Annotated in this window: 10 protein-coding genes; 9 read left to right on the top strand and 1 reads right to left on the bottom strand. The window is 54.1% G+C overall.

Annotation, left to right across the window (positions count from 1 at the left end; all coding sequences use genetic code 11):
• Positions 1 to 118: 118 nt before the first annotated feature.
• The 9 genes from ACE3MQ_RS23360 to tkt all read left to right on the top strand — a co-directional run bounded on the left by ACE3MQ_RS23360 (position 119) and on the right by tkt (position 15271).
• Positions 119 to 2446: a DUF7408 domain-containing protein gene (locus ACE3MQ_RS23360; RefSeq protein WP_379397280.1), complete on the top strand. Its 2328-nt coding sequence runs from the start codon at positions 119 to 121 to the stop codon at positions 2444 to 2446.
• A complete protein-coding gene (locus ACE3MQ_RS23355) occupies positions 2443 to 3381 on the top strand; it encodes an ABC transporter ATP-binding protein (RefSeq protein WP_379397279.1) in 939 nt (312 codons plus the stop codon). The genes ACE3MQ_RS23360 and ACE3MQ_RS23355 overlap by 4 nt, the downstream gene beginning before the upstream one ends.
• On the top strand, positions 3368 to 4309 hold the full coding sequence (locus tag ACE3MQ_RS23350) for an ABC transporter permease (protein WP_379397276.1): 942 nt from the start codon (positions 3368 to 3370) through the stop codon (positions 4307 to 4309). Before ACE3MQ_RS23355 ends, ACE3MQ_RS23350 begins: the two co-directional genes overlap by 14 nt.
• A 51-nt stretch (positions 4310 to 4360) precedes the next feature.
• Positions 4361 to 6052 carry a phage tail tape measure protein gene (locus tag ACE3MQ_RS23345; protein WP_379397274.1) on the top strand — a complete coding sequence of 564 codons (1692 nt, stop codon included), beginning with the start codon at positions 4361 to 4363 and terminating at the stop codon, positions 6050 to 6052.
• A 25-nt stretch (positions 6053 to 6077) separates the two neighbouring features.
• Positions 6078 to 7070, top strand: a complete 993-nt coding sequence (locus ACE3MQ_RS23340; RefSeq protein ID WP_379397352.1) for an AAA family ATPase — start codon at positions 6078 to 6080, stop codon at positions 7068 to 7070.
• Entirely contained in the window at positions 7067 to 7996 is a 930-nt protein-coding gene (locus ACE3MQ_RS23335) for a DUF58 domain-containing protein (protein ID WP_379397272.1), read from the top strand. Before ACE3MQ_RS23340 ends, ACE3MQ_RS23335 begins: the two co-directional genes overlap by 4 nt.
• Positions 7997 to 8086: 90 nt before the next feature.
• Positions 8087 to 10111: a vWA domain-containing protein gene (locus ACE3MQ_RS23330; RefSeq protein ID WP_379397270.1), complete on the top strand. Its 2025-nt coding sequence runs from the start codon at positions 8087 to 8089 to the stop codon at positions 10109 to 10111.
• The gene (locus tag ACE3MQ_RS23325; RefSeq protein ID WP_379397268.1) at positions 10095 to 13025 is read left to right on the top strand and encodes a VWA domain-containing protein; all 2931 of its coding nucleotides are present in this window, start codon (positions 10095 to 10097) and stop codon (positions 13023 to 13025) included. Before ACE3MQ_RS23330 ends, ACE3MQ_RS23325 begins: the two co-directional genes overlap by 17 nt.
• 221 nt (positions 13026 to 13246) lie before the next feature.
• Positions 13247 to 15271 (top strand): transketolase, encoded by a 2025-nt coding sequence (tkt, locus tag ACE3MQ_RS23320; RefSeq protein WP_379397266.1) that lies wholly within the window; start codon positions 13247 to 13249, stop codon positions 15269 to 15271.
• 152 nt (positions 15272 to 15423) lie between these two features.
• Here tkt and ACE3MQ_RS23315 read toward each other — a convergent pair whose 3' ends face one another.
• Positions 15424 to 16320, bottom strand: coding sequence for an NAD(P)-dependent oxidoreductase (locus ACE3MQ_RS23315; protein ID WP_379397263.1), 897 nt, complete (start codon positions 16318 to 16320; stop codon positions 15424 to 15426).
• Between the last annotated feature and the right edge of the window lie 13 nt (positions 16321 to 16333).

Raw genomic sequence — 16333 nt, 5'->3', positions numbered from 1 at the left:
CAGATGCTGAAATGTAAACATTTTATGCGCTTGAAACGTCCTAATGTATAGGGTCATTTTGATGATGAGAGGAGAGAATCATTTGTTCTTACATAACAATAAGAGGTTATCCTTTGCGATGCAGTGGCTGGTAATCGCCATATTAGCGCTTCTGCCAGGGGTCGTTCAGCCTCAAGCTGCCAGCGCGGCGGAGCCGTCGATCAGCATAAAGAAGGAAATCGGCTACGATGGAAATTACAAAATGGGAGAATGGACACCGCTTAAAATTACACTGACCAGTGACACGGATCTATCGGGTGATCTCGTTGTCCAGGCGGAATATCCATATAACTCCAGTCAGGCTTCCTATGTCCAAAGAGTGGACTTGCCAGCGGGCACTCCAAAGGAAATCACCTTCGGCATCCTGGGACATTCCTATAACAAAAACAACAACTCGATCCGATTCTATAAAGATTCGGTGGAGTCGGGGAAATATATCCCATTTGCAGCCTCCGACGCATACTTGAATACTAGCGGAAACAATGGAACCTTGATCGGCGTCCTGGCTTCCGACCCGGACAGTATGAACTTTCTGAACGTGCTGAACGGCAAGGGCAAGAATTTGCAGGTTATCCCGCTTAGGTCGGAGCAATTACCGGAAGACAGCATTCTGCTGGAAGGGCTGGATATGCTCGTCATCAATAATTACACGACTGGCAATTTGGGCAACGCACGGGCGGACGCGATTAAAGCCTGGGTAAAAGAGGGCGGAACTCTTGTTCTTGCCGGAGGCGCAGGCTACGCCAAAACGATCCAGGGGCTGGAGGAATTGTCGCCTGTAGACTATTCCGGCCATGACGACGTTACGTCGTTGAAGGAACTGGAGAAAGCGACAGGCAAATCCCTGTCCTTGGATGGAGCTTTTCCGATTTCGGCCGGTAAGCTCAAAGACGGTGCACGAATGATCTATCAAGGAGAACAGCCGTTGTTTGCCTCCTGGGACGTAAGCAAGGGTACGGTTATTTATGCCGCCTATGATATTTCTATGGAGCCTTTGCAATCCTGGTCAGGTCATGCCGATGTATGGAATACGGTGCTTCAGCAGCACATGTCCCTGGCCTCGAAAGGCATAGTCCAAAGAGGGGACTTCGCCCAACGAATCAATTATTTGCTGGATTATTTCCCAAGCCTTACGCTGCCGCCTTATTCTCTATTATTATGGCTGCTGCTGGGATATGCGGTTATCGTTGCCCCGGGGCTCTATTTCGTGCTGAAAAAGCTCGACAAGCGGGAATGGGCTTGGCTGTTGATCCCGGTTATTGCGGTGCTTGCCAGCGGTGGAATATATATGGCCGGAACGACCGGAAAAAGCACAATGCGTACGAATACGCTCAGTATTGTTGAACTGGATGGCACGGGCCATGCAAACCGCAGCACATCTACAGCACTATTTATCCCGCGCAGCGGCAATTACAAATTAAGCTTTCCTGCCGGGACGCATGTTACGGTGCAGCGTGAAGACGGGCTTATTTCGGGCGGACAGTCGGTTGCTTCAGATCGTCAGATGATTCGGAACGACGATAGCGCGACAGCTGTAAGTTTAAAAGGAATGACACATCGTTCTCTCGCCAAATTAACGACCGCGCAGGTTGAAAGTCGGCAGTTCGGTCAGGTGGAAATGAATATTGCCTTTGATGATCAAGGCGTTCCCCAAGGGACGGTTACGAATAAAACCTCCGTAGACTTAACAGATACAGCGATCCTACTGAATGATAAATTATACTTGCTTGGCGATATTGCCAAAAACCAATCGGCGACGATCACCTCATCTCCGATTCCTATAAGCTACAATGATTACGGCTATCATATATTTCCGACGATTGGAAATCGCCAGGAGGATATGAAGCAGGAACGAGCCAGAGGATTAGTCAACAGTTATTTCAGCCAGAACAATATGACACACAACTATGCGTTTATCGGCTGGAGCAAGGATAAGCTGCTCGATTATGAGGTGAACGGTAAAAATGTGACGGATGATCCGCTGAATATGTGGGTTCAGCGGATTAAACCGGAGCTCCAAGAAAATGGACAATGGAGTGCGCCTTACGGGTATATCACCCCTTCGATCAGTAAGACAACATCTTCAGAGTGGGGATATGAGTCCTCCCGAAGTGTGCATATGTCTGCAGGTGAAATGGAGCTTGAATACATTTTGCCTAGCCATGTTGAGTATTCCGAGCTGACGATGCGTCAGAGCAATCGCGGGAATGGGATCACCTTATCCGTATGGAATGCGGTCAAGGAAGAGCTTGAGCCTGTTCAATGGAATCAGGGTACGGCCGAACTGCCTCAGCCAATTGATCAATACTTGATCGGCGGGACGACGCTGCGGGTTGTCATCACTACGCAGGATTGGAACGGATTCGACCTGCCGGAAATTGCTGTAAAGGGGAGTAGCAGCCGATGATAGAAATACGTAATCTGACTAAAACCTACGGGAGCTTTGAGGCTCTGAAGTCGGTCAATATTTCCATTTCAAAAGGGACAGTATTCGGCTTTGTCGGGCCGAATGGAGCCGGGAAGTCAACAACGATGTCCATTCTGGCAACATTGCTGCTGCCATCCTCAGGGACGGCAACGGTAGGCGGCTTTGAGGTGACCGAGCAGCCGCATGAGGTGCGGAAGAGAATAGGGTATATGCCGGATTTCTTTGGTGTCTATGATCAATTTAGGACGACGGAGTACCTGCATTTCTACGGAGCCAGCTATGGCATTCCGCGTCCTGAGCGGGAGAAGCTTATTCCGCAGCTGCTTGACTTGGTCAATTTAACAGACAAGCAGGATGCGTACGTGGACAGCTTGTCACGCGGCATGAAGCAGCGGCTGTGCCTGGCCCGCTGCCTGGTGCACGATCCGGACGTGCTCATTCTGGATGAGCCTGCGTCAGGCCTTGATCCCCGAGCCCGGATCGAAATGAGAGAAATTTTGAAAGAGCTGAAGCTTATGGGCAAGACGATCATCATCTCCTCGCATATTTTGCCCGAGCTGGCTGAAATGGTGGATGAGATCGGTGTTATTGAGCACGGGGAGATGGTTGCTCAAGGCAAAGTAGCTGATATCCAAAATCGCTTGCGCGTCAAGCGAGTACTCCATATTCGCGTGATGGAGCGCGGGGATGAACTTGCCGCCATGCTGCGCGATGAGCTCCATGTCACTCAAGTATTGAGCGATTCCACGGGCGTTCATGTTCATTTTGGCGGCGGAGATGCAGAGCAAGCTCAGTTGTTGAATAAAGTTATTGGTGCAGGATACGGGGTTGTATCCTTCCATGAAGCACAGACCAATCTCGAGGATGTATTCCTGGAGATTACGAAGGGAGGCGCGGCGGATGAATTGGCGTAGGAAATTAATCAATCCTGTGATGGATAAAGAGTTTAGGCTGCGTATGCGCTCTTCCCGTTCTGCTATAACGGTATTTATTTATGTACTGGTCATGGGACTTTTGGCGATGGGAATTATTTATGTCATGATGAGCAGCGGTGCCGGTTCTTCGGGGCGGATTGATCCGAGCACAAGCCGGGTGATGTTCTACGCGCTCAGTATTGCCCAGCTTGTTCTTATCGCATTCATGACGCCCGCGCTGACGGCAGGGGTCATCAGCGGAGAAAGGGAGAAGCAGACCTTGAACATGCTGCTGACAACCCAGCAAAGCTCGTCGACGATTATATTGAGCAAGCTGGTATCTTCGTTAAGCTTTATGACGCTAGTCATTTTGGCGACGCTGCCTGTGTACAGCATAGCTTTTCTTTATGGGGGGGTAGCTCCGAAGCAGCTTATATCCGTATTTTTGTTTTATTTATTCATCATGCTGCTGCTCGGCTCGCTAGGTGTTTTGTTCTCCACGTTGTTCAAGCGAACGATGGTGGCGGTGATTATGACCTATGGCGTAGGGCTTGTTATTTTTCTCGTTACCGGCATTGTTTATTTGTTTGCCATGGGAGTTGTTCAAGCTAATTATTATGTTTCGGGGACGACTACAGTTCCGGATCACTCCTGGATCGGCTTCATTCTCGGGCTGAATCCTGCGGGGGCATTGATCAGCATTTTTGAGCCTTCGTTTTCGGATACCGTTTTTCTAACGCGCTGGAGCGGTCAGCAGAAGGGTGCGCCGATTCAGCTTTGGCAGCAATTTTTGCTGGTTTATAGTGTAGTCATTGTATTGGTGCTGTGGCTTGCCATCCGTTATATCCGACCGGTCAAACGAGGCCGGGGGAAGAAGCGTCTCCAGGCAGGCTGGGAAGCGCAGGAAAGCGAGCAGACGGAAAAATAATTTTTGATAAAAATAGGTTCGTAGCTGGATTTATGGGGGGAGGCCGGCAGCGTGAAGGAAATATATGAGCAGCTCAACATAGTGCGCCGTCGTATGCAGTGGCTCAAAGCGTGGAAAGGAGCCCGCTATGGACTAGTCATTGGATTGGGAGCCGCTTTATTATGGCTGGCTGTCGGTCGCCTGTGGCCGATCGAGGGCTTGCTGTGGCAGGGAGCGGGCTTAATCGTTTTGTGTGTGTTGTCTGGTTTGTTATGGGGATTTTTCGCCAGACGTGTCTCTTTGCTGGACGCGGCTCGTACGATGGATCGTCAGGCGTCCAGAGAAGAGCGGCGGGACGACATGGCGACAGCGCTGTCGTTCAGCGAATCGGATGCGGTCGCGGCGAAATGGCAGCGTGCTCAGGCTGCTACATACGGCTCAGCCTACCTGCGAGAGATCAAGCGACGGCTCCCCTTTACGATTCGTCGTAAATTTTGGGTAACCGGCGCCTGCTTGTTGGCAGCCTTAGTCCTATTGGCTATGCTTCCGAATCCGATGCAGCAGGAGCTTGCCAAGCGCAAGGAGCAAAGGGAGTGGGTAAACGCCCAAAAGGAGGAGACGGAGGAAAGAGTCAAGGAGCTGGAGACGCGTAAGCTGGAGCCGATAGCGCATGATGCCTTGAGCCGGGAGATGGCTGAACTGAGACGTGCGCTGGAGTTAAGCAAAGAACCGGAAGAAGCGCTGGATAGCGTGGAGAATACGATGAAAAGCTTGAAGGAAATGTCCGACAAAATAGAGCTAAAGCAGCAGGAAATAGAGAAATGGCTGGATCAGTGGAAGATCAATCCGCTTTCCCAGGGCTTGGCTGAGGCGCTGAAGCAGCAAAATCCACAGACATTGAGCGAGAAAATGGAGGAAATGCGCCAGAAAGCCTCCTCAATGTCCAAGGAAGAGCGCAAGCAGCTTGCTGAGGATTTGCGAAAAGTGGCAGAGGCCGCTCCATTAAACGACGAGAAGGCCCAGCGTCTGGCCGAAGCGTTAAAGAAAGCTGCCGAGGCGCTTGAAAAGGGAAATGCTGAAGAAATTGAGCAAGCTTTGGAGCTTCTGAATCAAGCGATACAAGAGGGCATGGCCGGCTTGAATTCCGATCTGGATCAGGCCGAGGCTGCAGCTGCATTGGCCGCCGCACTAGCCAAGCAAGGGATGGAGCTGGCGGAACAAATGGCCGCCTCCGGGCTGGCGGTATCCGATACTTGGAGTATGGGCGGTGTCGCTGACAATCTAGCCTCTGGCTATCCACTTAGCAGCGGGGAGCCGGGAACCGGAGATTCCGGTGAAGATGGAGGCAGCCAAGGTCAGGGTCAAGGCTCCGGCCAAGGGAGCGGCGAAGGTCAAGGCTCCGCATCAGGCAGCGGGAACGGAAGTGGCATAGGAAACGGCGGCCAAGGATTTGGTAGCGGCCAAGGGAATGGCACCGGCCAGGGCGCAGGGCTCGGAAGCGGCGGACGGGAGCTCGTTACGACGCCCCGCGATCTGCAGGGCAGTGGAAATGTAGAGCGGGATGGCGGCGAAATTCACGGTGGCGGCGGGGATGTGCAGAAGGGCGGGAAATCGCCTGTTTTTGACGGAGTTAGCCGACCTTATGATGAAGTGTATAGCGATTATGCCGCCGAAGCCAAACGCTCTTTGGAGCGAAGCGAGCTGCCGCAGAGCATGCAAAGCTTAGTAGAGAGCTATTTTACGGAAATCGATCCGGGATATTGAGGATGAAGGAGAAGGGGGACATATGATGTTGGAAGCAAATGCCCAGGTAGAATCTTGGAAAAATACGATATCAAACGTACGGGAACAGATCGGAAAAGTCATCGTGGGCCAGGAGGAGATCGTCGAGCAGCTGCTCTGGTGCGTATTTGCCGGAGGGCATGCCCTGCTGGAGGGCATCCCGGGGCTCGGCAAGACGATGCTCGTCCGGACGATTGCCGACACGCTTGATCTGTCTTTCTCGCGAATTCAGTTCACACCCGATCTGATGCCGAGCGATATAACCGGAACGAATGTCATTCGCTTCGGGCCCCAGGGCAGTACGGAAACCGTTTTTCAGCCGGGGCCAGTATTCAGCAGCATTGTGCTGGCGGACGAAATTAACCGCGCTACGCCGAAAACACAGAGCGCTATGCTCGAGGCGATGCAGGAACAGACGGTAACCGTTGGCGGGGAGACACACAAACTGCCGCAGCCCTTTTTTGTCCTTGCGACGCAAAATCCGTTGGAGAATGAAGGGACGTATCCTTTGCCGGAGGCGCAGCTTGACCGATTTTTGCTAAAAATTCATGTTAGTTATCCGTCCCCCGATGAGCTGAAGGAAATCGTCCGCCGGACGACCTCCGGCAGCCTGCCGACGGCAGATAAGCTGGCCTCAGCGGCTGAGTTATTGGAAATCAGGCAGGCCGCCAAGGAGGTTCTGCTTGCGGATGATGTTTTGGACTACGGAGTTCGGCTGCTTATGATGACTCATCCCGAGGAAGCCCTCGCTCCGGACTCCGTCCGCAAATATTTGCGGTTTGGATCGGGACCGCGCGGCATCCAATCGATCGTATCTGTGGCTAAGGTAAGAGCGATTTCCAAGGGAAGGATGCATGTATCCACCGGGGATATTGCGGCGGTAGCTGTTCCTGCGCTGCGCCATCGATTGTTCCTGAATTTTGAGGGCCAAGCGCTAGGCATCTCCACAGATTTGCTGATTGAGGATATTCTGGCGGCGCTGGAGGGGACGAGAAGATGACCGAACCTCTCCTTCCGCCGTCGCTTCTTCCCCGTCTGGAAAGGCTGTCGATTGCATCCAAACGGCGGGTTCGCGGAACGATGCAGGGGAAGAGGCGCTCGGGCCGCTTCGGTTCATCGCTGGAATTTGCCGATTATCGGGAGTACGCGCCGGGCGACGATATTCGCCGCTTCGATTGGGGCGTATATTCTCGGACGGGAAGACCCTTCGTGCGTCAATATTGGGATGAACAGGAGCTCCAGGTGAGCCTGTATGTGGATGTCTCCGCTTCGATGGATTTCGAGGGCAATGAGGCATCAGGCAGAACAGAGGAACGGCTGCCGGCCTGGAATAAACTGAATTATGCGAAGCAGCTTGCGGCTTCCGTAGGGTACATGGCACTGGCGTCATATGACCGTGTGCAGGCGACTTTATTCAGCTCTGAGCTGGAGGGGCAGCTGCCGCCTGTGAGGGGAAAGGCTTCGGCAGCCAGATTGTTTTCATTTCTGCAGTCGGCGGAGCCGAGCGGTCTGGGCAACCTGGCGCAGGCGCTGCGACGGCCCCAAGCCCTTCCGAAGCAGCCGGGGATGGCGTGGATATTTTCTGATTTTTGGCTGGATGGAGGAATGGATGATCTGACGGAAACATTGTCCTATTTGCTTGCTGCCGGCCAGGAAATTGTGCTCGTGCATATATTGTCGCCGGAGGAAATATCACCAGCCTTGAGCGGGGATCTGCGGCTCGTGGACAGTGAGCTCGGCACGGGCAAAGAAATCGCCTTAACCGGGAAAGTGCTGGATGCGTACAGGCGCAGCCTGCAGGCTTATCAAGCGGAAATTGCACGCTTTTGCAGTGAACGGGCGATTTATTATGTTCAGACAACCACAGATCTCCCGCTGGAAACGGGAATCTTTGAGACGCTCCGCGGAGCCGGAGTTCTTGGTTAAGATAGCATCTATACTTGCGGCCTGTTTATCGAAGGAGCTGCATGCGGTATATAGGCGATCGTGTTATAGCAACAAGAAGGGGGTGAAATGATGGGGATTTCCTCTTGGGCCGGATTGTGGTTCGCTTTAACGATTCCGGTGATCTTGCTGATGTATCTGTTTAAGCGGAAGTATGTAGATACGCTGGTGCCCAGCCATTTGCTGTGGAATCGCGTACTTCGCAATATCGAGGCCAATCGTCCTTGGCAGAAGCTGCAAAATCGGCTGCTGCTGTGGCTGCAGCTGCTGGCAGCTGCCCTGCTTACATTTGCGCTGATGATGCCATTCCTGTGGATTCAAGGAGGTCTGGCAGGGCATACCGTCATCGTCGTCGATACGTCGGCAAGCATGAGCGCAGCTTGGAACGACGAACCCGGGAAGGAGACTCTTTCATCCCATACCGCGATGGACGAGCTTAAGCTGCAAGTCAGCAAATACATCGAATCGATGGGAGCGGACGGCGAGGTTACTCTCTTGAAGCTAGGAGCGGAGCCGCAAGTGCTGCTTACTCGGGAACAGGATCAGAAGGTGATCCGGGAGCAGGTAGACAAGCTGGCGGTAGAGTATGGCAAAGCTGCTTACCGGGAAACGATGTCCCTTGCTGCGGCATTGACGAGGGATGATCCTGAAGCGAGGGTGGTTATTTTTACGGATGAGCAGTGGAGTGAGCTTGCCGACGATATTTCGTTTACCGCTCCGGTAGAGGTGGTGTCTCTGCGGGGGGAAGCGGCCAATAATGCTGCCGTGGAACAGTTCGGTGTAAAGAGCGACGGGGATAATGGCACAGGAGTGGCGGTCATTCGAAATTACGGTGAAAGTCCTTTCGAGGCTGCTTTGGAATTATTCGGAGATGGCAAGCTGCTGGCTTCGGAGGCTGTAGATGTGGCTGGCGGCCAGGCCGTAACTGTTAACTTCGACGAGCTTCCTGCAGCGGATATTTATAAGTTAAAGCTCGGACCGAGCGATGACTACGCGCCGGATAATGAGGCTTTTGCTTTCCGCGAAAAGGGCGGTGCTCCTAACGTGCTGCTTATTTCTCAGGGCAACCTGTTTCTAGAGAAAGCGCTCCAGCTGTCGGGGGCGCGCGTAACCCGCATGGAGCCTTTACCAAGTGCCGACTCAAACGCAGCGGGCGAGCAGGCTGCAAAGGCTCCGGCCATACCCAAAGAAAAACCGGATATGCTCATTATGGACGGCTCGCCCCCGGCATACATGGAAACCGGGGAGTGGGCCAGGCTCGTAAGAGAGACGCCATCATGGACATTCGGCGGGGAGGGTGAAAGCCTTCAGCCCTCGAACGGCAACACAATGATATCCAACCACCCGGTTACCCGCTATATATCGCTGAATGATCCGCCAACGGGAACTCTTCTGTCGCAGGAAATTCCAGCATGGGGGAAACCGCTCATCGAAATCGGCTCTACAACGGCGGCTTATGCGGGAACAGAGGGTGGGGTCAATCGGCTGGTATTTCTATTTTCATTAAGCGATGGCGATTTGCCGCTGCGACCGGAGTTTCCGGTTATGGTCAATAATGCGGTTCAATGGCTGCAGGCGGGCCGGACGACAGGGCTGGGCCGCATGGTTGCGGGATCGGCACTGGAGATTCCTGTAACCGTAGAGGCAGCCGAGGCTTCCTGGATTGCGGCGGATGGTTTTGCACTGGAGACGGGAGCCGCTTCGATTCCCGCGATGACCAAGGATCAAAATCCAGCAGCAGCGCAGACAGTGCCGCTGATTCCTGGTTTATGGCGATTTGAGATGAAAGGAGCGGACGGGAGTACGCTGCCCGGCTACAATCTGGAGGTGACCGCCCATCCGTCCGAATCCGTGATCGGGCAGGCGAAGCCGCTTGTATTTAAGGGCGGCGCGTCAGCAGAAGGTGCGTCCTTGGGAGGAGCCGATGGACAGGGTTCGGAGGGCATCCAGCCTGGCCAAGGCGACTCCAGTAAAGCTTCAAGCCATTCCGCCCCGGAATCAAAATCCAAGCACTCCCTTACGTATTTGGCGGTGCTGTTGGCTTTGATCGTGATTATCGCAGAATGGGGGGTGTACCAGCGTGGGCGTTCAATTTAATCATCCGTGGGTTTTACTGCTGCTGATTCTGGTTGCTGCTGGTGCATTCTATGCCTATCGCTCGGACTTTCGCTTAATTGGCGGCAGAAAGAAATGGGCCGTAGGCCTGCGGGTAACGATCATTACTTTGCTCATATTGGCGCTTGCCGGTTTTCAGACCTTCACACTGGTTAAGAATAAGGAAGTCGTGTTTCTCCTCGACCGTTCCGCGAGTATGGAGGACGCTGAAGCTGCCTTGGCCTGGGCAGCTCAGGCATCCAGCGGCAAAGGGGATCAGGATAGCGCAGCCATTGTCTCGGCGGGGCTTGATGCTGTCATTGAGAAGAATCTGGATCCCTTTCCGCTGTCAACGAGTGGCGCCCGGGCCGAAGTGAATGCGAGCTTTACTCACTTGGAAAAGGGACTTCAGCTTGCAGGCAGCTTATTTGGCGGTCAAGGAAATCAGCGGATCGTTGTAATTTCGGACGGGGAGGAAAATGTAGGCGATGCGCTCTCCGCAGCAAAAATGCTGAAGGAGAGAGGCATCAGCGTGGATGTACTGCAGGCACCGGCAAAAGAGCAGAAGGATGTCGCCGTCGAGTCGCTGCAAATTCCGGAAAAGCTGTATAGAGCGGAGTCCTTTACGTTCGAGGTATCGATTCGCAGTACTTTTTCGGGCACCGGCGAGCTTCGTTTATATGAGGATAATCAGGAAATCGGCCGCAAGACGGTTACGCTCGATCGGGGAGAGAATCGCTTCGCTTTGCAAGGCCTGGCTAGAGAACCCGGGCTCCATCGCTATAGAGCGGAAATATTTATGGACGGGGATGAGCAAGCGGCGAATAACGCGAACTATGCTTTTACCCGCGTTACTGGCAGTCCTAAGGTATTGATCGTGGAGGGGCAGCCAGGAACGTCTTCCAATCTGGAAAATGCGCTGAAATCCGGACTGATCCAATATTCGGTCATTGAACCTGGCATGCTCCCCACGGAGATGGCGAAGTACGCTGGTTATGACAGCATGATCTTTAATAATGTTTCCGGCGAGCAGGTCGGAGGCAAGCAGATGGAGTTGATCGAGCAGGCAGTACGTTCCTATGGCATCGGCTTTATGATGGTCGGCGGAGCAGAGAGCTTTGGCATGGGCGGTTATTTTAAAACGCCGATCGAGAAGCTGCTGCCTGTATCGATGGAGCTGCAGGGCAAGCGTGAAATACCATCCCTTGGACTCATTCTCGTCATTGACCGTTCGGGCAGCATGGAGGGAGACAATATCAGGCTGGCCAAGGAATCGGCTATGCGGACGGTGGAGATGCTGCGTTCCAAGGATACGGTTGGAGTGGTCGCCTTCGACGACAAGCCGTGGTGGGTGGTCGAACCGACAAGGCTGGGCGATCAGAAGGACGATGTCATTGCCAAGATCAGCAGTATTCCGAGCGCGGGCGGAACAAATATTTATCCGGCTGTGGCCGATGCGACAAATAAATTACTGGAAATTGAGGCTCAGCGTAAACATATCATCTTGCTGACGGACGGGCAGTCGGCGGTGAATTCAGGCTACGATGAGCTGCTGAATACGATGAAGGATAATCATATGACGATGTCTACCGTCGCGGTGGGCGACGGCGCGGACACGCAGCTGCTGGAATCGCTCGCACAGGGCGCCAAGGGGCGTTATTATTTTGTAAAAGATGCGACGACATTGCCGACAATATTCAGCCGGGAAGCGGCTATGATTGCCCGAACGTACATTGTGGACAAACCGTTCGTACCCGCGCTTGTTCAACCGGGGGATTGGCGGGAATCGTTGTCGGGCGGCTTGCCGACCATATACGGTTATGTGGCGACGTCGGCCAAGTCGACCGCGCAGACGGTGCTGGCGAGTCCCGAGCCTGATCCCCTCCTGGCCCGATGGCAGTACGGCTCTGGACGAACTGTAGCCTGGACGAGCGACTTGACGGGGAAATGGTCACGGGATTGGGTAAACTGGCCGGGGTTTCCGAACGCGTTCGCGGATATGGTGAAGTGGACTTTTCCGCAATTTTCGGCTTCCCCTTTTGAGGTGAACACGACGGTAAAGGGCAATGAGGTTTACTTTGAAGTTGCCGCCGCGGAAGGGACAGCTCCGCCGGAGGAGCTTGAGGCGATTGTTACGGGTGAGGATTTAAACGATGTTACTGTACCGTTAATACAGACATCTCCTGGCGTATATACCGGCGTGACGACAGTGCGTGATCCGGGTTCTTTCCTTATCCATTTGCAGGGCAAGCGCGATGACGAAATCGTCGGTGGCGGGGGAACTGGCACGGGCTTCGTGATACCCTATTCACCGGAGTATCGGATCGTGACGGAGGAGACCGGAGAGAAGCTCGGCAAGCTCGCCGCATTAACGGGCGGACGCGAGCTGACCTGGGAGGAGCCGAGCGAGGTGTTCGATTTCCCGGTGCAGCCGCATAAATCGCTGCGCAGCTGGGAGCGCGCGCTGCTCATCGCCGCGCTGCTGCTATGGCTCGCCGACATCGCCGTCAGGCGTCTGGCGCTGCCCTGGGGCCGCATGGCGGAGCGGCTGGCTGCCGCTGCCATGCCTTGGCGCCGCCGCGATCCGCGCGCGGCAGCTGCAGCCGGCGCCGCTCCTGCGGAAGCGGACGCCCGGCTGGCCCGGCTGGCCGCACGCAAAGCGCGCACGGCCAGCTTCTACGGCGCAGATGCCGGGGGCGAGACTGCCCCCGGAACGCCTGCGCCGAATTCGGCCCGTCCGCCTCTAGGCGGGACGGGCAGCGAGCCCGCGCGGCCTGAGCCGCCGCGGGCCAAGGCGGCGCCCCCGGCTTCACCTCCGCAGGAGGAAGCCGGAGGCGCGGGGCCCGGCGCGAGCGAGTCGCCGGGCACGGCCACGCTTGGCCGCCTGCTGGAGGCCAAGCGGCGTGGCCAGCGCTAGCCGCGGCATAAGCGCTGGCTGGCGATGGCTCTTGCATCCCCGATTTTCCCCGCCTAAAGAATAGATGCATAAAAAAGTCATCATCCAGGGCAGGGTATGACAAAAAGGGATATGGAAAGGTGCTTAACAACGTGTTACAATATATAAAGTCGAAATGATTTTTTCAAAGTGATTGTTTTGTAACTAGAATGTATTTCTTCATAACTAAGGAGGAAGCTAGAATGCCACTTTCAGACAACAAGGTCATCGAAAATCTGTCGATCACAACGATCCGTACTCTTGCTATAGATGCGATCGAGAAAGCTAAGTCGGGTCATCCGGGAATGCCGATGGGAGCAGCGCCGATGGGGTATCAGCTGTTTGCCAAAACAATGACGCACAACCCAGATCAACCATCCTGGATCAACCGCGATCGTTTCGTATTGTCCGCCGGACACGGTTCCATGCTGCTGTACAGCCTGCTGCACCTGAGCGGTTATGATCTTTCGCTTGACGATCTCAAGCAATTCCGTCAATGGGGCAGTAAGACACCGGGTCACCCTGAATTCGGACACACTGCAGGGGTAGACGCAACTACTGGGCCGCTGGGTCAAGGTATTGCAATGGCAGTGGGTATGGCTATGGCCGAAACTCAACTGGCGGCTACCTACAACAAAGGCGATTACAAAATTGTCGACCACTATACTTACGGAATCTGTGGTGACGGAGACCTGATGGAAGGCGTAGCTAGTGAAGCGGCTTCGCTCGCAGGCCATCTGAAGCTGGGCAAGCTGATCTTCCTGTATGATTCCAATGACATTACGCTTGATGGTCAATTGAACCTTAGCTTCTCCGAGAATGTTAGACAGCGTTTTGATGCTTATGGCTGGCAAACGCTTCTTGTAGAAGACGGAAATGATTTGGATGCAATCGAAAAAGCTATTGCTGAAGCCAAAGCAGACACCGAGCGTCCTACTTTGATCGAAGTGAAGACTGTTATCGGTTACGGCAGCCCGAACAAACAGGGTAAAGGCGGATCTGGCGGAACTCACGGTTCTCCACTTGGTGCCGATGAAGCGAAGCTGACGAAAGAATATTATAAATGGGTATATGAAGAGGACTTCTATGTACCTGAAGAAGTGCGCGAGCACTTTGCAAAAGTGAAAGAAAGCGGTATTGCCGCAAATAAAGCCTGGGATGAGCAGTTTGCGAAATATAAAGCAGAATTCCCTGAGCTGGCAGCTCAATTCGAGCTTGCTATTGCTGGAGATCTTCCAGAGGGCTGGGACGCGGATCTTCCTAAGTACAGCGCAGAAGACAAGCCGCTATCTACACGCGTTGCTTCCGGTAATGCGTTGAATGGCTTGACTGGCGGCGTTCCGCAGCTTCTTGGCGGATCTGCTGACTTGGAGAGCTCGACCATGACTCACCTGAAAGGCTTGACGGTTTACACACCTGAGTCCCGCGATGGCCGCAACCTCTATTTCGGGGTTCGTGAGTTTGCTATGGCGGCTGCCATGAACGGTATTGCGCTTCACAGCGGTCTGAAAATCTTCGGCGGTACGTTTTTCGTCTTTACAGACTACTTGCGTCCGGCTGTGCGTCTGTCGGCGTTGATGGGACTTCCGGTTACTTATGTTCTGACGCATGACAGTATCGCTGTCGGTGAAGATGGACCTACGCATGAGCCGATTGAACAGCTTGCTTCTTTGCGCATTATTCCTAACTTGACGGTGATTCGTCCAGCTGACGGCAACGAGACTTCTGCCGCTTGGGCTTACGCTGTTGAAAATAAAGGGAATCCGGTAGCACTGGTGCTGACTCGCCAAAACCTGCCTGTGCTCGAAGGTACTGCCGAGAAGGCTCGTGAAGGCGTGAAGCGCGGCGGGTACGTTGTTTCCGATGCGAAGGACGGCAAAGCGGTAGCTCAGCTGATTGCATCCGGTTCTGAGGTGCAGTTGGCAGTTAGAGCGCAAGCAGCGCTTGCCGAAGAAGGCATTCATGTTCGCGTTGTCAGCTTGTCCAGCTGGGATCTGTTCGACAAACAGGATCAAGCCTACAAAGATTCTGTCATTCTTCCAGACGTTAAAGCACGCGTAGCTATTGAAATGGCGCATCCGTTCGGATGGGAGCGTTACGTTGGCGAGAAGGGCTCCATTATCGGCATTGACACGTTCGGCGCATCCGCTCCTGGCGATAAAGTTATCGCCGAGTACGGGTTCACGGTGGAGAACGTTGTGAAGCATGTTAAAGAGCAGTTGAAATAGGTTTGGGATAGCATGAAAAAGGCAGGCACCGCGCATATTGCAAGGGCCTGCCTTTTTGCCTCCTTGGCAAGTTACGAATACAACGAACCGTTGACGCCTGCTTTTTTTCGCACCTAATTGCAGCTAAGGTATGACGATGTCCCTTCCAACCGCTACAGCTTTTTGCCGCCGATGGTTTGGCCGATCCAGGCTTCGTAGAGTTTAACGACGGAGGAGAGATCCTCGTCGCCGTAGCCCTCGGTTTGACCTGCCTGGAACAGGCTTTTGGCCATGTTCAGCATCGGGGCCGGAATGCTGGCGCCGTCGGTCATCGAGGAGGCCAGCTTCAAATCCTTCAGCATGAGCGAGAGGGAGAATTGATTGGTGAAATCATGCTCGATGATTTTGCGTCCCTTCAGCTCGGCTTGCTTGCTGCCTGCGGAGCCATTCTGAACCAGCTCAAGGAAAAGGTCAGCTGGCAGCCCGGATTTGGCGGCGATGGCAAAGCCTTCGGCCAGAGCCAGATTGTTGATGCCGACGATTGTGTTGTGAGCCAGCTTGGCGACGGCCCCGCTGCCGCTGGGCCCCATGTGGAGTATTTTCTGGCCCATCGTTTCAAAAATGTCCCGCTGCTCGGCCAGCGCCTCGGCCGATCCGCCGACCATGAATACGAGCGTACCGGCATGAGCGGCCGGGGAGCTGCCGGTAACGGGCGCATCGAGGAACTGTCCGCTGAGCTGGGCAATGTCGCTTGCTAATTTTTGGACAAGCGCCGGAGAAATCGTGCTGCAGTCAATCACTGTGCTGCCGGGACGAACGCCCTGCAGAACGCCGTTATCGCCTTCATAAACAGCAGCAATCGAGGCATCGTCGCTGACCATTGTAATGACGGTGTCGGCCGCCAGCGCCGCTTCCTTTGGTGTGGCTGCCAGCGCCGCCCCCTGCTGAACAAGCGGCTGTGCCTTCTCTGCCGTACGATTGAACACGGTAACCTGATAGCCTTGTTTAAGCAAATTCGCGGCCATGGGAGCACCCATTGTTCCGAGACCGATAAATCCGATTTTTTTCACAACAATCACCTTC

This window comes from Paenibacillus lentus, assembly GCF_042714055.1.
GTDB lineage: Bacteria > Bacillota > Bacilli > Paenibacillales > Paenibacillaceae > Fontibacillus > Fontibacillus lentus_A.
The sequence above is the reverse complement of the archived record's forward strand: the minus strand, read 5'-3'. Positions and strand labels throughout refer to the sequence as shown.